This window comes from Natronosalvus rutilus (genome assembly GCF_024204665.1).
Taxonomy (GTDB): Archaea; Halobacteriota; Halobacteria; order Halobacteriales; family Natrialbaceae; genus Natronosalvus; species Natronosalvus rutilus.
Genome location: NZ_CP100355.1, coordinates 944,004 through 960,816 on the forward strand (window position 1 = coordinate 944,004; position 16,813 = coordinate 960,816).

A 16,813-nucleotide genomic window follows, 5' to 3' on the forward strand; every position below is an offset into this window, starting at 1 on the left:
GACGAGCCTCCCTCCGAGCGCCCCGCTCTCGTCACCACTCGAGCCTCGAACCTCGAACGGCTCGCGGGCGGTGCCTCGAGTCGGTCCGGAGGGGGCGTTTCAGCTGCAGGTACAGGTGCCGGTGCAGGTGGCGCCCGACGGTTCGCCGGTCGTCCGGTGTCGGTCCGGTTTCGGGCAGGTCCGTTCGGCGTCCGGCATCGGTCCGGCCCGTTCAGTGCCCAGCGTCGTGCGGGTTCAGCGCAGTACCGTAGTTTTCGGCGTGGTCGGCGTAGTCGATGAACCGCGGCGCGTCCGGGTCGAACGGCCGCTCGAGGCTCTCGAAGGCCTTCTTCTTGTCCCAGCTCTGGAGGCCGCCGATGGCCGACCGATCCTCGAGGTCGTGGTAGTCGAGAACGGGTTCGGTGAGTTCCCACGCCTTCAGACCCTGCTCGGTGCGGACGATGACACTCGAGAATTCGTCGGCGGAGCCGACGGACCCGACGGTAACGTCGGCGGCGTAACCGGTGAAGTCGGCGCACTCGTCACAGCCCTTGAGCGCGGCGTCGTGGAAGTTCTCGATGTCCTCCTCCAGCATCATCCGGCCGTCGAGGTCGTAGACCATCAACTTCCCGTGGAGGACGTCCATCTTGCCAATCTCGGCGGGCGAGATGCCCCGCTGTTCCTCGAGGTGCTCGCCCATGAGGCTGTAGTAGTTGAAATTCTTGGTGCACATCAGCGCGATGGTGTATTCCACCGCGCGGACGCCCTCCTCCTGGGCGCCGTACTCCCACTCGAAGTCCTGTAGGGCGCGGATGCCCTCGATCTCGCAGGGAGTGCCCACGAGCGCCAGCGAGATGTCCTCCCAGGGCTTGTCGGGAAGCTTGTGCTCCCACTGACCGAGGTCGAGGTTGCCGAGCGCGAGCGTCTGGTTGTAGATGGTGCCCGCGTTCTCGATCAGGTCCTCGCGGCTGGTGGCGAGGTAGCTCTCGGCCTTCCAGGGCTCCTCCTCGCTCTCGGTGGCGACGAGCGCGCCGTCGATCTCGCCGGCCTCGAGCAGGGTGGCGAGGATGCCAGTGACGACGCCGCCGTCCTGGGCGCCGTCCGTCCAGTCGTCGTCGACCTTCGCGGAGAACTCCGTGATCGGGTCGCCCGCGCCCGAGACGTTGTCGTCGCCGCCGGTGATCTTCCACTGGCGCTCGTAGCGCAGGCCGCCGCGGGGGCAGAAGTCCCAGCAGAGTGAACAGCCGGTACACATCTTGACCAGTTTCGGCAGGTCGTCGTCGCCGACGCCGATGGAATCCGAGGGGCAGGCCGAGACGCAGGTCCCACACTGGATACAGCGGCCGTCGTCGATGACGGCTTCGTCCAGTTCCATGAACCAGGTCTTCTCGTCGGGCGTCTCGATGTCGTTCATCTCCGAACGGATCTCGTAGCCCGGCGTGTCGAGGTCGACGCCCTCGGGAACGCCGACGCGCTCGTCGGGGGCGCCGCTGTCGACGTCCTGGCTGACCCCCTTGGCAGGTTCGGTGAACTCCACGTCGCCGAGGGTCCCGTCGGCGTCGACGTTGGCCGGCCGAGCACCACCGTCAGAGCGGAGCCCTGACGTACTCCCCCTCGTTTCACTCGCGGGAACGTCGTCAGACCGAGGCTCCGATGAATCTCGACTCGCCGTACTTGCCGAAGATTGCGCGGCCGATTCGGGCGCCTCGGCGCCGGGACCGACGCCGTCGGCGGGAATCGTGCCGTGTTCGCTGTCGGGGCGGTGGATCCGCGCGCCCGACGCCGTCGGGACGGACTCCTCGTCACCGTCGACGTCCGCCTCGGGGACGCCCGGGAGGGCAGGGGCGTCGCTCCGTTCGTCGCCCTGGCGGGTCTCGGTCGCCCGTTCATCGTGCTCGTCAGTCATCGGCGGCCACCCCCTCGGTGACGGGTGCGTCGGCCCGCTTCATGATCGAGCGCAGGTGCCCGTTGTCGACCCGACGACACCACTCGTAGAACCGCTCGCCGTCGGTCCGGTCCTCGGCGTAGGCCTCGAACAGCCGCTCGAGGGCGGGGATGACGGCGTCGGCGGGCACCGCGTTCTCGACCCAGTCGAGGAACTCGTTGTCGGACCCGATCGAGCCACCGAGGCCGAAGTCCATGCCCTCGACGATGGCGTCGGCGTCATCGTCCCCATCGGTATCGACCTGGACGGTCTCGCCACGGAAACCGATGTCCGCGATTTGGGGCTGGGCGCAGGAGGCCGAGCAGCCCGACATGTGCATCCGGACGACCTCGAGGTCGTCCAGCGTGTCGATGCGCTCGTCGAGTTCGCGGGCCCAGCGCCTGACGCGCTTTTTTGTCTCGATGATGCCGTAGTTACAGAACTCCGAACCGGTGCAGCCGACGGCGCCGCGCGAGAACGGCCCCGGATCGGGCTGGTAGTCCTGGGCGAACGGCTCCGCGAGCAGGTCCTCGACGTTCTCCGCTGGAACGTGGGTGATGAGGAAGTTCTGGTCAGTCGCCAGCCGGATAGAGGCGTCATCGGTGCCGTACGTCCTGGCCGCGCGGGCCGCCTTGGCGAACTCGTCGCCACCCATCCGTCCGGCGATCACGTTGAAGCCGACGTAGGTCAGGCCCTCCTGCTTCTGGTCGTGGACGCCGACGTGGTCGCCGGCGTACCCCTCGGTGAGGTCGACGCCCCTGGTGGGCAGGTCGACGGTGCAGCGGTCGCGGATTGCCGCCTCGAACGTTTCGGGGCCGAGTTGCTCGACGAGGTAGCGCATCCGGCAGACGCCGCGGTTGTTGCGGTCGCCGAGTTCCTTGAACGTCTGGGCGACCGCCCGGCAGAACTCGACGGCGGCTTCAGGCGGGACGAAAACGTCGAGGTTCGAGGCCATCCGCGGACCGTCCGAGAGGCCGCCGCCGACGCGGACGTGGAAGCCGTAGTACTCCTGTCCCTCGAGTTCCTTACGTGCGGGAACCAGTCCGAGGTCGTTGATCTGGGACTGGGCGCAGTCGTGTTTACACCCCGTGATCGTCATCTTGAACTTCCGGGGGAGGTTCGCGTACTCGCGATTGCCGGTGAAGTAGTCGGAGACGGCGTCGACGACTGGCTGGGCGTCGAAGCACTCGTGGTCGTCGAGCCCTGCGGCGGGACAGCCGAGTACGTTCCGCGCGCCGTCACCGCACCCCTGGATCGTCGTCAGGCCGACCTCGTCGTAGCGCTCCCAGACGTCGGGGACGTCCTCGATCTCCACCCAGTGTTTCTGGACGTCCTGTCGGGTGGTGATGTCGAGGTAGGCGTCGCCCCAGCATTCGTTCTGGTTCTCGCCGCCGTACTCCTCGGGCGCGGTAGCGTACTCCTCGACGACCTCGCCGATCACCTCGGCCTGATCGGGCGTGAGGTAGCCGCCGGGAACCTTCGTCCGCATCATGAAGTAGCCGTCCTGAACGCCGTGGCTGTACATTCCGGCCCACTTGAGCCGTTCCCACTCGCCGCCGCCGGCGCGCTCTTCGATCTCGTCGAAGGACAGCCCCTCCTCGGCGTACTGCCTGATGTCCTCGATCACGTCCAGCGGGTGTTTCTCTCGTTTCCACTCCTCGACCGCGTTCATCGTGTCGTCCTCCGGTTCTGGTCCGGGGGACCGTCTGTACCGTGCATGGTGAATCACCGACGCAACTTGCGTGCGAATGTCTTACAGTCGCCCTCTCAATGCCTCTTGGTATCACGGTCAACGCTGCTTGCGCTGCGCGAAACGTTCACATTCTTGCCGGTACCCGTGACACGCCCACCAGCGAGATCAGTAGCGAAGGGTCGATCCTATCCGGGCGTCCGCCGGCCTCGGCGAGGTAGAGCCCGGCACGCCCGACCGACGTTCCCGCCGCTCGCCGTGATCACTCCGAACCGGTACGCTATCGGTCCAGGCGGGTTATTGGGTGCTGGTCGTTCGCTACGATGCGGAGGAAATTGCCGGCTTCGGGCAGCGGCGGCGACGGCCGTTCCCGACCGTCTTCAGGTTGATTGACAACGTCGGTGAGCGCTCGATTCGATTCCGTCCTCGAGCCGAGACCTCTCGGCCGGTCACCCTGCCAACAGTTGCGGCCCGAACAGCATGAACAGGAAGCTCACGAGCATCGTGACGCCGACGAGCGTCGTCACGACCCGAACCATTCCCCGGGTCGCCTCGAGCGGGAGCCGCGAGAGGACGGACTCCGTACTCGTCCGGAGGATGTGCCCGCCGTCGAGCGGGAACGCCGGAATGCAGTTGAAGAAGCCGAGCTGGATGTTGATCCACCCGGTCCAGAACAGCGCGTTGGCGATGGCGAACACGGTCCAGTCGCCCAGGCCGGCGAGCAGCCCCTGGGCCTGGTAGAAGTTCTCGATGCCGCCGGCGAAGCCGGCGAAGTTGTACGGCAGGAGGCCGACGACGGAGACGATCGGCAAGAAGAGCACGAACGCGACCTTCCCGAGGAAGCTGTCGGTGATGTGGCCGTAACTGCCCTGAGCGTCGCCGTCGCCGCCGAGGACCGCCAGGTACTCCTCGACCGGGTACAGTTCGAGGCCCGCGTCGCTCACCTGGACGCCCGAGATGCCGCCGACGCTGAAGAAGCCGACGGTTCCGCCCTCGGTGAGCTGACTGCGTTCGCCGAGGGTGACGTCGTAGCTGACGCGCTCGCCGCCGAGGTAGCCCGCGACGGTCACCTCGTCGCCGGGATCGGTGTCGCCGAGCAGGGACTCGAGGTCGGCGTACGACTGCGTGCGCTCGCCGTCGAACTCGGTGATGACGAATCGCTCGCCGGCGGGGGCTCCCGCCTCGGTGAGCGGCCCGTCGTCGGCCACTTGGACGACGCTCCCGATAGGGACTGCCTCGAGCGTTCGCTCCTCGCCGTCGCGCTCGATGGTCAGGTCGACGACCTCGCTGTCGCCGACGGCCTCGAGGAAGCCGGCCTCGGTGACGACCGGGTCACCGTCGACAGCCAGGATGAGGTCGCCGGGCTCGATGTCGATCGGCGAGTCCTCGAGCGCGGCGGTCACCGGCAAGGACTGGTCCATCTCCTCGGTCCGGTCGCCGTTGAGTTCGACGGTGACGGTGCCGCTCCCCCCGGCCTCGAGCGTCTCCGAGAGGTCGTCGTTCGACTCGACTGGCTGGCCCTCGATGGCGGTGATGCGATCGTTGGGCTGGATGCCCGCAGCTTCGGCGGGCGAACCGGGGGCGACCCCGCCGACGGCGGCGCCCGGGGCGACGCCGATCGAACCGACGACCGGGCCGAAGAGCAGGGCGAACGCGAGGATCGTCACCGCGAAATTGAACGTGACGCCCGCGGCGAACATCCGCGTTTGCGCTCCGCGGGAGGCCGCTCGACTGCTCTCCTGGTCGGGTTCGACGAACGCGCCGATCGGCAAGACGGCGAGCATGGCGACGCCCATCGAGTCGATGTCGATGTCCTCGACGCGACAGAGGAGGCCGTGGCCGCCCTCGTGGACGACGAGGCCGACCAGGAGGCCGATGACGATGCCCGGCGTGGCCGACAGTGGCAGGAACTCGTTGACGCCCGGTATCACGAGGACGTTCGAGGGTTGCTGGACGCTCGAGGGCTGGGGGGAGTTCGCGGCGGCGAACGCGGCGGTGAGCAGGAAGACGAACATCGCGCCCATGACGACGATGGCGATGCCGACGCCGAAGTTCGCCCAGGCGCGCCAGAACCGTCTGGGCCCGGCGAGCCAGTCGAGGAAGGCGCGCCCGCGTTTTGTGTGGATCGTCAGGATCGGCCCCTGGGTCTTGACGTAGTCGGGGAGGAGGCCGCGCTGGCGGAGGGCGATGATGGCGAGCCAATAGGCGGCGATCCCGGCGAGAATCCACGTGAGAGTGTCCGAGATGGGGAGGAACGCGACGACCGTGGAAGACTGCATTGGTATGTTCTGGGGGAGGCGTGGCCAAAGGCGTTTTGTCTGGGACCGTGCCGGAGCGTGTTCACCTCGAGGGGCAGTCACGAGTGCGTGCCCACGAGCAGCGGGTAGGGGTGGCCGTCACGCCATCGGCAGGTCGAAACCGGCCTGGACGGCTTTTGAATACTGGTCTCCAGATGGCGTACCGACTTGTGTGGGTAGCTTCTGATTCTCGGGGAAGATTCTTGTGAATACCCATCGTACGACTGCGTATGACCGACGCGACGCTGGACGATCGCGGGCGTTTGACGCTCCCGAAGGCGCTCCGAGAGCGATACGGTGACCACTATCACATCGCCCAGCTCCACGACGGAATCAAGTTGATTCCGATCGCGGACGATCCCCTCGAGGCACTCCGAGACGAGTTTGCGGGTGTCGAGAAGACCACTAGCGAACTCCGTGAGGAGGCACGCGAAGCGGCGCTGGACGAGGCTGGGCGCTGAATGTACGCGGAAACGGACTTTCTCCTCGCGCTCATCAAGGACGACGATTGGCTCGGTGAGGCGGCCGAGACGGTGTATCGCGATCATCGAGACGACCTGTGGACCTCGCAGTTCACGCTCATCGAACTGCTCCTCGTCGCTTACTGCGAGGACCGTGATACGGAACGGGTCGTGACGAACGCCGCGAGACTCGTCAACGTTCGCGGTGACGTGGACACCGTCATCGCAGCGGCAACGTACGTAGAAGACCACGGCTTCACGCCGTTCGATGCACTTCACCTCATCGAGTCCAGGGACGACACTATCGTCTCGAGTGACGGGGCGTACGAAGGGTTCAGCCCCCGTCTCGATCTGAAGTCGGTAGACGAGTAGTCACTGAAGACGGAGTACCGGGTAGCAGGAGGCCCGATCTGAAACGTAGACTGAAGCTATCGCTCCCGTCGAAGCCGATCCACGACGAACGCTCGATCTACCTTCGCGAGGAACGGACCGAGCTTCGGTCCCTGCTCCTCGTCGAAGAAGAGGCGGTAGCCAGCCGAGAAGAAGTCGCCGACGCCGACGTCGTGGCGCTTCGCGGTCTCGTAGATCTCGCCCTGGATCTCGTCGGGGTCGTGGCCTTCCTCGATGAAGTCGGCCAGTTCCTCGAGCGCCGCCTCCGTCGCCGCGTCGAAGTCGTGGTCCGGGATCGCCTCGCGCTTGAGTTCGTAGTCGAACTCGTTCTCGGTGCGCCGGGCCCAGTTACGGGCGCGCTCGACGCGGGCGAGGGCGTCCTCGACGGCCCACTCGGGGGCGTCGTCGGGAATGTGACCCTCGCGGCGGGCAATCTCCTCGCGCAGTTCGGGGTCCTCGGTCATGCCGAGGACGGCGGCGAAGGTGTAGGGGAGGCGGATGCGCTCCGCTCGTTCCTCGAGTTCGTCGACGCCGCCGACCACCAGCGGATACACCCGCTCGGCGAACGCTTGCTCGTCCTCGCTGGCCTCCACTTCGCCGAAGTAGATCGCTTCGAATCGGTCGAACTCGTCGACCAGGAGGTCGAGGCGCTCGACGCTGAAGTCCCGGGCCTTCGCCGGGTCCTTCGCGAAGAAGTACCGCAGCACTTCGGGCTCGAGCACCTCGAGGACGTCCGATACCAGAATCACGTTCCCCTGCGAGGACGAGAAGGGCTCGCCGTCGAGGGTGAACCACTCGTAGACCATCGGGACGGGCGGTTCGACCTCGAAGAAGTTTCGAGAGATATCCTCCCCGCTGGGCCAGGAGCCCTCGGCGTGGTCCTTCCCGAAGGGCTCGAAGTCGACGCCCAGGACCTGCCACTGGCCGGGCCACTCGAAGCGCCAGGGCATTTTGCCCTCGCGGAACGTGGCGGTTCCCTCGTGGCCACAGCCCGAAATCGTCCGGTCGCCGGCCTCCATGTCGGTGCACTCGTAGTCGACGGTGCCGGCCTCGAGGTCGACGCCGGTGACGGTCTCGGTCACCTTGCCGCACTCCTCGCAGATCGGATTGAACGGGACGTAGTCGCCATCGCTGTCGACCTTGTCCTGGTAGGTCGAGAGCACATCGGCCGCGCGTTCACGGTTTTCGAGGACGTACTCGACGACGTCGTCGAACTCTCCCTCGAGGTAGAGGTCGGTCGTCGAGACGAGGTCAATAGGTACCTCGAGGGCGTCCGCGCTGTCCTGGATGATAGTTGAGAAGTGGTCGCCGTAGGAGTCACAGCAGCCGAAGGGGTCCGGGATATCGGTGTAGGGGGCGCCAAGGTTCCGACCGAGCGCGCCCGCGTCGACGTTCCCGAGGTCGACGAGGTTCCCCTCGAGGTCACAGAGCGTGCGGGGGAGCTTTCTGAGGGGGTCGCGGTCGTCGCTGGTGAACACCTGCCGGACCTCGTGGCCGCGCTCGCGGAGGACCTCGGCGACGTAGTAACCGCGCATGATTTCGTTCATGTTGCCGAGGTGGGGGACGCCAGAGGGGGAGATGCCGCCCTTGATGACGACCGGCTCCTCGGGGTCTCGAGCCTCGATCCGGTCGGCGATCTCGTCGGCCCAGAAGACGTGGTACTCGTCGCCGCTCCCCTCGTCGCGCTCGCGCTGGAGTGTGTAGGGGTGTTCCGTTTCGCCCGTCGCCATCTCGTCGCCCGCACCGCGTTCGCCGCCGCTCGAGTCCGTCCCTTCAGTGCTCATCGGTCTCGCCCGCCCAGTAGGTCGGTTCCTCGCCCGCTCCTTCCGGAATGACGTCCGTGCCGTCGTGGTCGCCGTAACGAACTGCCCGGGCGATCCGATCCGGATCCGTCCCGTCCAGGACGATGGTTCGCATGCCCGAGCGCTGGATGATTTTGGCGGCCAGCAGGTCGACGGGCGCCGAGGAGCCGGCGTTCATCTCGAGGCCGGCAATGACGTCTACTAGCTCCGTGGCCGACAGTTCGTCGTACTTCGTCGCCCTGTCGTTCTCGTTCGGGTCGTCGGAGTAGACGCCGGGGACGCTCGTGGCGTAGACGAGCAGGTCGGCGTCGACGTACTCCGCGAGAGCGGCGCCGACGGCGTCGGTCGTCTGGGCCGGAGCGACCCCGCCCATCACGCAGACCTCACCGCGCCGGAGGGAGTCGCCGGCGGTCTCGTAGTCTCGAGCCGGCGCCGTCACGGCATCTTCGCCGAGAGCGGCGATGAGCAGGCGCGCGTTGAGCCGGGTGACGTCGATACCCAGCTGGTCGAGTTCGATTTCGTTGGCGCCAAGGTCCCGGGCGGCGCTAATGTACTCGCGAGCGACGCCGCCGCCCCCGACGACGGCCCCGACTCGGCACCCGTCTGCGACGAGATCTTCGACGACGGCGGCGTGTGCTTGCACCCGATCCGCGCCGGGCTCGGGCACGAGCACGCTCCCACCAATAGAGACGACCACTTTCATACTACCGCGGTCTAACGGGGTTGCCATCTTAAGGGTTGTCAACCCCGTTCGGCTGCCGCTCCGCACGTGGACGACAGCTACAAAACGCTCGGCGCCGAGTATCGAGTATGTACGTCCTGGGCATCATTGGCGACGGGCCCGCCGACGTCCTCGAGCGAACGGCCGACCTGGCCGTCGACAGGCTCTCGCAGGCGGGCCGAGTCGGCGTCGTGCGCTACGACGCGACAATCGCGGACGGACTGGCGGACGCCCGAAGTTCGGGGCTCACCCCCGGCGGCGACGTCACTTACGCCCTCGGCGCCGACGGCGACTGGACGGCCACGGGGACTGGCCTCTCGGTAACCGACGCCCTCGACACCCTCGCGACCGACTGCGCGTTCGCGGTCGTCGTCGGCCTCGAGATCCCAGGGCACCCGTCGGTCGTGGTCGGCGACGACGCCGCCATCGCTCGCTCGCCGGTTCTCGCGACCGTCGACGCGCCCGGCGACCTCGACCTCAAGTCCCTCGTCACGGAGCTCGAGGCCCACGAACCCTACGAGACGCTCGAGTCCCTCGTGGATCGCCTTAGGGATCGTCCGGCGGCGGATCAGGCGGGAGCGATCGCGACGTTTACCGGGCGCGTCCGCGCGAAAGACGCTCCGGATGACGAGCGGACGGAGTATCTCGAGTTCGAGACCTACGAAGGGGTCGCCGAGCAGCGCATGGCGACGATCCAGGCGGAACTCGAGGCGCGCGAGGGCGTCTTCGGCGTCGAGTTGCACCACCGAACGGGCGTCGTTCGCGACGGCGAGGACATCGTGTACGTCGTCGTCCTCGCAGGCCACCGCGAGGAGGCGTTTCGGACGGTCGAAGACGGGATCAATCGACTCAAAGACGAGGTGCCGCTATTCAAGAAGGAAGTGACGGTCGAGGACGAATTCTGGGTTCACGAACGCTCGTGAGACGATCAAAGTGACATTGTAATACTATTTCCACGACCGTTTGCGACCCTCGATGAGATTCGACCAATAATATGTTAGTAGCTGTTTTAAAACGTCTAAGCGGATCTGGTGGAGCCTTTAACGGTTCGTAAAACACGGATAAAACGAGGATTACCCCTCGTTTGCCTGAAGCGATTTGAAACGGTTCTAAGTAACTGACCTTTATAACAGTATCCGGTCTGTAGAGGTAGTTGTCGATGAGCACGACAGCCCAACCCTCCACCGACCGCAAAGAACTCCGCCTGAAGCAGTACCTGCGCGACCGTGCCGCAGACGGTGAGATGTACTTCAAAGGGAAGTTCATCGCCGACGACGTCGGTCTCTCTCCTAAGGAAATCGGCGCGCTGATGGTCAAACTCTCCGACTCGGCGACCGATCTCGAGATCGAGAAGTGGTCGTACACGAGCGCGACGACCTGGCGCGTCGCCCCCGCCTGATCGCGTCGTGCCATTGACGCCCTGAACGGCCCCGACGCGTGTGCGTTCCTCCAAGGCGCACACGGCGATCATTGCCGGACCCGGGCGATCTGTATCGCCCACCCACGTACCGCCGCCCTCGCCAACCGGACGGGGGCGTGATCGAACGCACAGCGGACACCCAACACGCACACACGTTCCGGCGCCGACCCTGTCGTACCCGTCGGCGCCGGGCGTTCCCCTTCCATTGTCCCCAGGTCTCGAGTGGCGACTCGTGTTCGATCGTCTCCACGCCTCGAGTGTCGACTGGGTCAGAAACGACCGCAATAGCCGCTCCCGCTCCCACTCACCCGGTTTCCACCAGCGCTCGCCGCCGACAGTCGATTTATACGCACAGGCGGTCAACGAACCGGTAATGGATCCGGCGGACCCGACCGACCCCGTCGACGGCCCGCCCCTCGAGTCGATCGAACCGGCGTTTTCGGTCTACGAGATCGCCGTGGATGACGAGGAGATTCGCTACTACGGCACGCCGCAAATGGCCCCCGAGCGAATGATGCGCGAACTCTGGCGGGACTTTCGAGACGCCGGCTACGACGTGCAGCTCACGGTTCGCCGCGGCGAGTACGTGCTCGTCGCGGAACCGCTCTCACTCGGCCCGGACGGCGTTCCCTGGACGAACGTCTTTCTCCTGCTCGCCACGGTCGTCTCGACGCTGTTCGCCGGGACGATGTGGTACGGCATCGACCCGATCGCCAACCCAGCCGAGATGTGGCGCGCCTGGCCGTTCACCGTCGCTATCCTCGGCGTCCTCGGCGTCCACGAGATGGGCCACTACGTGCTGAGTCGCTACCACCGGGTCGACGCCTCGCTGCCGTACTTCCTGCCGGTGCCGACGCTCATCGGGACGATGGGTGCCGTGATCAAGATGAAAGGCCAGATGCCCGACCGCAAGGCGCTGTTTGACATCGGCGTCGCGGGCCCGATTGCCGGGCTCGTCGCGACCGTCGTCGTCACCGTCGTCGGCCTCCACCTCCCGCCGGTGCCCGTTCCCGAGGGGGCGACCGACCCGAACGCGACCCAGATTCGACTGGGGTTCCCGCCGATGCTCGAGTTGATCGCGGCCGCCGTCGACCAGCCGCTGTACGCTGACGACCCGACTCGAAACGTCAACCCGGTCGTCATCGGCGGCTGGGTCGGGATGTTCATCACGTTCCTGAACCTGATCCCGGTGGGCCAGCTCGACGGCGGCCACATCCTGCGGGCGATGGCCGGCGACCTCCAGGAGACCATCGCGGCGCTGGTGCCCGGGGTCCTGTTCGCGCTCGCGGGCTACCTTTACTACGTGGGCGACTACAGCGGAAACTCGGTGTTCATCTGGGTGTTCTGGGGACTGTTCACCGGGTTGCTCGCGGCGGTCGGCCCGGCGGTCCCGATCGACGACGACCGACTGGACCGCAAACGGTTCGCTCTCGGGGTCGTCACGTTCGGGCTCGGATTGCTGTGTTTCATGCCCGCGCCGATCGCCGTGATCAACTGACTGCTCGAGACTGCCGTGCTCGAGGGCGCCGGAGACGATCGCTCACTCGTCGTACGTTTATTACTGTGTGTGCGGTCACTCGCCGTGTGTGTACCCCCGATCGACCAGCGCTTCGTCGTCGAGGCTGACCCCCGCGTCGGCGTCCACGACCCGTCCGACGACCGCCAGCGGACACTCAAGTTCACCTCGTACGCGTTCGACGGCCGCCTCGGGCAAGGTGCAGACGAGTTCGAAGTCCTCGCCGGTCGTGATCGCTCGCTCGAGGGCGGTTTCGTGATCATCGACCACGGCCTCGAGTTCGGGCGCGACGGGGATCGACTCGCGCTCGAGGGCGAACCCGCAGCCGCTGGCCTCGGCGAGTTGGTGGAGCGAACGGGCGAGACCGTCGCTCGAGTCCATCATCGCGCTTGCGTGGGGGGCAAGGACGCGGCCTGCACGGACGCGCGGCTCGAACTGGAAGAGGTCGTTGGCTCGCTCGAGGACGCTGTTTCCCTCTTCGGCGCTGTCTTCGTCTCTGCTATCTCTACCCTCGTCTCCGTTTCTCTCATCTTTACCGACCTCGAACAACTCGAGAGCCGCCACGGTCCGCCCGAGCGTCCCCGTCACGCAGACGACGTCACCGGGGGAGGCCCCATCGCGAAACACTGGCTCGTCTGCTCGCCCGACGGCGGTCGTCGCCACCGTAAACTCTTGGTGGGTGTCCAGGTCCCCGCCGACGTACTTCGCGTCGACGAGCGCACAGACCGCGATCGCACCGTCGACGAACGCCTCGAGGGCTGCGGCGTCGAAGTCGGGGGCTGCGTAGGCGGCGACGGCCGCCGTCGCTTCGGCACCCATGGCGGCGACGTCCGAGAGCGAGGCGCCGACGGCGCGCCAGCCCGCCGTGTACCGGGTCGTCCCCGGCGGAAAATCGGTCGTCTCGTGGAGCATGTCCGTCGTGATGACGAGGTCGTTCACGACGGCAGCGTCGTCGCCTACCGGGTCGAGCCGGTTCTCGAGCAACGCCAGCGCGGCCCGTTCGTCCATACCGGTCCTTTCGACGGCGGGGCGAAAAACCATCCGGATCCACGGGCCCGACCCGTGCGGGGCTCTGACACCCGGAATCGGCGAGGCGGGCCGGTCAGCCGCCGAAGGGACAACGATGCGCTTAAATGGCGCAAGCGGGAACCAGAACCCAATGGCTACGATGTACGACGTCCCGGCGGAAGCGCTCATCGAGGCGCTCGCCGACGACCTCGAAGACGACCTCGAGCAACCGGAGTGGGCAGCGTTCGCGAAAAACGGCGTCAACCGAGACCTTCCCCCAGAGCAGGAGAACTTCTGGGCGGTCCGCGCGGCAAGCCTGCTCCGCAAGATTGCCGACAACGGTCCCATCGGCGTCGAGCGCCTGGCGACCGAGTACGGCGGCGCCAAACGCGGCTCCAACCGCTACCAGGTCGCCCCCGACAAGCGCGCCGACGGCTCGCGAAACGTGATTCGGACGATCCTCCAGCAACTCGAGGACCTCGCCCTCGTCGAGACCGCCGAGGGCGAGGGGCGCCGCATTACCGCCGAGGGACGCAGCCGCCTGGACGAGACTGCCGGAGAGGTCCTCTCGGATCTCGACCGTCCGGAACTCGAGCGTTACGCCTGAGACGGCCCCGTTGTGATTTTCTATCGCCGATCGGTCAAGTGATGCGTAGTCGACGGTAACACGGCGCGACGACCCGTCTAATCGGTTTTCGACTCCAGTTGCACGACCCGTACGCGTCCGTAATCATTTTCTCCGTTGGCCGACAACACGCGTCTATGAACGGCGGACAATCTGACGACGACCTCGAGGAACTGCGCCGGAAGAAACTCGAGCAGCTCCAGGACCGTGCCGAGTCCCAGGGTGGGCAGGGCCAGGGACAGGGACGGGCCAACGCCGAAGCCCAGGAGGCCGCCCAGCAGCAGGCCGACGCCCAGCGCCAGGCCCTCCTGCGCCAGTACCTCACCGACGACGCGCGAAAGCGCCTGAACACCGTCAAGATGAGCAAACAGCAGTTCGGCGAGCAGGTTGAACGCCAGGTCGTCGCCCTCGCCCAGAGCGGGCGCATCCAGGGCAAGATCGACGACCAGAAGATGGAGCAGTTGCTCAAGGAACTCCAGCCCGAGAAGAAGAGCTTCGACATCAAGCGCCGCTAGGATGGACGAGTCGACGCCCCGGTCACTCCGTCTCGGCCTCCTCTACAGCGGCGGCAAGGACTCGACACTCGCCGCACTCCTGCTCGAGGACTTCTACGACGTGACGCTGACGACGGCCACCTTCGGCGTCACCGACGACTGGACCTACGCGCGAGACACGGCTCGTTCGCTCGGCTTCACGTTCGAGAAGCTCGAGCTCGATCCAGACGTCGCGACCGAGGCCGTCGAGACGATTCGAACCGACGGCTTCCCGCGAAACGGAATCCAGCGGGTCCACCAGCACGCCCTCGAGCGCCTGGCGGGGATGGACTTCGACGCCATCGCCGACGGAACGCGACGCGACGATCGAGTGCCGACGGTCTCGCGTGCCCAGGCCCAGAGCCTCGAGGATCGCTACGACGTCGACTACATCGCACCGCTGTCGGGGTTCGGCCGCCAGGCGGTCGATCGGCTGGTCGAGTCGACTCTCGACGTGACGGTCGGACCGAGCGAGGAGATCACGCGGGCGGATTACGAGGCCGAGTTGCGAGCGCTCATCGCCGAGCGCGACGGTGAGGCGGCGCTCGGGTCGATCTTCCCGGCTCACGAACAGACGCACGTCACGGGCGTGCAGGACTGGAATCGCTGACTCGAGCGGCGTTTTCACCTATAGGAGGGTCTGAAGCACCTCGAGTGCCACCGACGCAATCGAGGTCACCTCCTCGATCATCTCGTCGGAGCCGTACTCGAGGACGATGTACAGCTGGCCGAACTGGAACGCGTTGAACCCGGCGTGGGCGGCGATCGGCACGAAGAGGTTGTCGGTGATCGCGTACAGGTACCCGAAGATGATCGCGCCGCCGGTGACGACCAGCAGCGAGGCGAAGACGCCGAACGAGAGCTGGTCGCCGATGGCGTAGACGGGAAGGTGAACGAGCCCGAAGATGACGCTCGTCACGACGACGGCCTGGCGTTTCGTGAACGCTTCGTAGAGGCGCTTCTGGATGACGCCCCGGAAGAGGAACTCCTCGGCGGGCGCGTTGAACAGGAAGACGATGACGATCATGATCAGGACCATCGTCGAGTCCGTCCCGATGAAGTTGAGGACGCTGTTCGACGTCGACTCGATGCCGAAGGTAGTCAGAATCACGCCAGCGATGATCACGAACGCAATGCTCGCGACGACGCCGATTCCACCGACGATCCAGCCGCGGCGGTCCGGGATCGAGAGGTCGACGAACGACCAGCCGCGATCGGTCCACCAGAGGTAGGCGGCCCCGGCGACGACGAATCCGGTGAAGTTCAGGACGAAAAAGAGCGTCCTGACCTCGTAGGACGTCTCCGTCGGTGACTCGAGCAGTGACGGGTCTGCGAGAAACGCTGGCAACGTCATCAGTTCCGCCGTCAGTATCCCGGCAACTGTCAACAGGGCGGCTACCACGAGCGAGCGAGTATACCCGCTGGTCCGGTCCAGGGTATCCATAGTGCACGTTCGTGTCCGGGCTCCTTTGGCGTTGCCTTCCCGGGTTCACTGACCGGAGTCGCTGACCGGACTCACTGATCGGAGTCGCCGCCGTCGCGCCAGGAATCCGGCACGTCGATCACGTACCGGCCGTCTTCCTGTAAAGAGACGATGTACTCCTCGCGGTCGTAGAGTTCCATCAGATTGAGTTCGTACTGGCCGGGCTTGAGAATCTTGATGCTCTCGAACTGCTCGTTGAGTTCCTCACGAAGGTCCTCGAGCGACGGGCGCTCGTCGTCGGTCGGTTCGCTGACGACGCGGCCGTTTTCGACGTCGGGGCCTGCCTTCTCGTCAGCCGGACCGGTCGCACTCGAGGCGGGGAGTTCGTCGCTCGAGACGACGTCGCTCCGCGCGCTCGCCTGGGCGGCGTCCTCGTCCCCATCGCTTCCTTCGGGTTCGGTGTGGGTGTCACCGGCTTCGACGGTCGAGTCGTCCGCTCGAGGCGCGGGCCGCTCGGTGTGTTTCTCCGCTCGCTCCCGGTCGTCGGGTCGCCGCGCCGATTCGGGCCACTCGGTGAACTCCGCCGGCGCGTCGTCCTGCCCGGACGAGGCGGGTTCGCTCGCAGTTTGGGGCCAGGTACGGTTCGTGGACGTCGATTCCGATGTCGAGGTGGACGTCGATGGTGACGTCGACGTAGACGTCGACGTGGCCCTGGGCCCAGATCCAGTCCCAGACTCGGACCCGGATGCCGATTCGGACACTGACCCCGACCCCGACTGCGTAATCCCGCGACCATCGCCGTCACTCTCACTCGAGGACGCCGATTCGGACGCTCGCGTGATACCGCCGGACTGACCGCCGGTGGCTGACTCGGTGTCGGTGTCGGTCCCACTCGAGGTCGCACTGCTGGACGACGCCGGCGCAAACTGGAACTTGTTGCCGCCACAGTTCGGACACCCCGAGAGCATCTCTTTGGATCCGTCGGGGAACGTCCGACCGCAGGTGGTACACTGGTGTGGCATTC

The 16,813-nt window shown here is 66.2% G+C and carries 16 protein-coding genes; 8 read left to right on the plus strand and 8 right to left on the minus strand.

Annotation, left to right across the window (positions count from 1 at the left end; all coding sequences use genetic code 11):
- Positions 1-211 precede the first annotated feature (211 nt).
- The 3 genes from NGM29_RS04670 to NGM29_RS04680 form a co-directional block, all read right to left on the minus strand.
- Positions 212-1,885, minus strand: a complete 1,674-nt coding sequence (locus tag NGM29_RS04670) for a Coenzyme F420 hydrogenase/dehydrogenase, beta subunit C-terminal domain (protein ID WP_254159254.1) — start codon at positions 1,883-1,885, stop codon at positions 212-214.
- Positions 1,878-3,575, minus strand: coding sequence for a nitrite/sulfite reductase (locus NGM29_RS04675; protein WP_254159256.1), 1,698 nt, complete (start codon positions 3,573-3,575; stop codon positions 1,878-1,880). The genes NGM29_RS04670 and NGM29_RS04675 overlap by 8 nt, the downstream gene beginning before the upstream one ends.
- 467 nt (positions 3,576-4,042) lie before the next feature.
- Complete coding sequence (locus NGM29_RS04680) at positions 4,043-5,872, minus strand: site-2 protease family protein (RefSeq protein WP_254159258.1); 1,830 nt, start codon at positions 5,870-5,872, stop codon at positions 4,043-4,045.
- A gap of 248 nt (positions 5,873-6,120) precedes the next feature.
- On the opposite strand from NGM29_RS04680, the gene NGM29_RS04685 reads away from it, so the two are divergent.
- Positions 6,121-6,351 carry an AbrB/MazE/SpoVT family DNA-binding domain-containing protein gene (locus NGM29_RS04685; protein WP_254159260.1) on the plus strand — a complete coding sequence of 77 codons (231 nt, stop codon included), beginning with the start codon at positions 6,121-6,123 and terminating at the stop codon, positions 6,349-6,351.
- Positions 6,352-6,723: a PIN domain-containing protein gene (locus NGM29_RS04690; RefSeq protein ID WP_254159262.1), complete on the plus strand. Its 372-nt coding sequence runs from the start codon at positions 6,352-6,354 to the stop codon at positions 6,721-6,723. It abuts the gene before it with no gap.
- A gap of 56 nt (positions 6,724-6,779) precedes the next feature.
- Here the strand turns inward: NGM29_RS04690 and lysS are convergent, their stop codons facing one another.
- Together lysS and pyrH are read right to left on the minus strand one after the other, a co-directional pair.
- A complete protein-coding gene (lysS, locus tag NGM29_RS04695) occupies positions 6,780-8,471 on the minus strand; it encodes a lysine--tRNA ligase (RefSeq protein WP_254160414.1) in 1,692 nt (563 codons plus the stop codon).
- A gap of 43 nt (positions 8,472-8,514) precedes the next feature.
- Positions 8,515-9,246, minus strand: coding sequence for a UMP kinase (gene pyrH, locus NGM29_RS04700; RefSeq protein ID WP_254159264.1), 732 nt, complete (start codon positions 9,244-9,246; stop codon positions 8,515-8,517).
- Positions 9,247-9,353: 107 nt separating this feature from the next.
- Between pyrH and NGM29_RS04705 the strand changes: the two genes are divergently transcribed.
- From NGM29_RS04705 to NGM29_RS04715, 3 genes are all read left to right on the plus strand, one after another.
- The gene (locus NGM29_RS04705) at positions 9,354-10,187 is read left to right on the plus strand and encodes a molybdopterin synthase (protein ID WP_254159266.1); all 834 of its coding nucleotides are present in this window, start codon (positions 9,354-9,356) and stop codon (positions 10,185-10,187) included.
- A 236-nt stretch (positions 10,188-10,423) separates the two neighbouring features.
- Entirely contained in the window at positions 10,424-10,663 is a 240-nt protein-coding gene (locus NGM29_RS04710) for a DUF7123 family protein (protein WP_253432306.1), read from the plus strand.
- Positions 10,664-11,057: 394 nt separating this feature from the next.
- Complete coding sequence (locus NGM29_RS04715; protein WP_254159267.1) at positions 11,058-12,182, plus strand: site-2 protease family protein; 1,125 nt, start codon at positions 11,058-11,060, stop codon at positions 12,180-12,182.
- A 75-nt stretch (positions 12,183-12,257) separates the two neighbouring features.
- Here NGM29_RS04715 and thiL read toward each other — a convergent pair whose 3' ends face one another.
- On the minus strand, positions 12,258-13,208 hold the full coding sequence (thiL, locus tag NGM29_RS04720) for a thiamine-phosphate kinase (RefSeq protein WP_254159268.1): 951 nt from the start codon (positions 13,206-13,208) through the stop codon (positions 12,258-12,260).
- Positions 13,209-13,359: 151 nt separating this feature from the next.
- Here thiL and NGM29_RS04725 point away from each other — a divergent pair, with 151 nt between their 5' ends.
- From NGM29_RS04725 to NGM29_RS04735, 3 genes are all read left to right on the plus strand, one after another.
- Complete coding sequence (locus NGM29_RS04725; protein ID WP_254159269.1) at positions 13,360-13,815, plus strand: 30S ribosomal protein S19e; 456 nt, start codon at positions 13,360-13,362, stop codon at positions 13,813-13,815.
- A 155-nt stretch (positions 13,816-13,970) separates the two neighbouring features.
- Positions 13,971-14,348, plus strand: coding sequence for a DNA-binding protein (locus tag NGM29_RS04730; protein ID WP_254159270.1), 378 nt, complete (start codon positions 13,971-13,973; stop codon positions 14,346-14,348).
- A 1-nt stretch (position 14,349) separates the two neighbouring features.
- A complete protein-coding gene (locus NGM29_RS04735; protein WP_254159271.1) occupies positions 14,350-14,976 on the plus strand; it encodes a DUF7411 family protein in 627 nt (208 codons plus the stop codon).
- Positions 14,977-14,994: 18 nt separating this feature from the next.
- Here NGM29_RS04735 and NGM29_RS04740 read toward each other — a convergent pair whose 3' ends face one another.
- Together NGM29_RS04740 and NGM29_RS04745 are read right to left on the minus strand one after the other, a co-directional pair.
- Complete coding sequence (locus NGM29_RS04740) at positions 14,995-15,810, minus strand: CPBP family intramembrane glutamic endopeptidase (RefSeq protein WP_254159272.1); 816 nt, start codon at positions 15,808-15,810, stop codon at positions 14,995-14,997.
- Positions 15,811-15,881: 71 nt separating this feature from the next.
- On the minus strand, positions 15,882-16,811 hold the full coding sequence (locus NGM29_RS04745) for a Zn-ribbon domain-containing protein (protein WP_254159273.1): 930 nt from the start codon (positions 16,809-16,811) through the stop codon (positions 15,882-15,884).
- Positions 16,812-16,813: the final 2 nt, after the last annotated feature.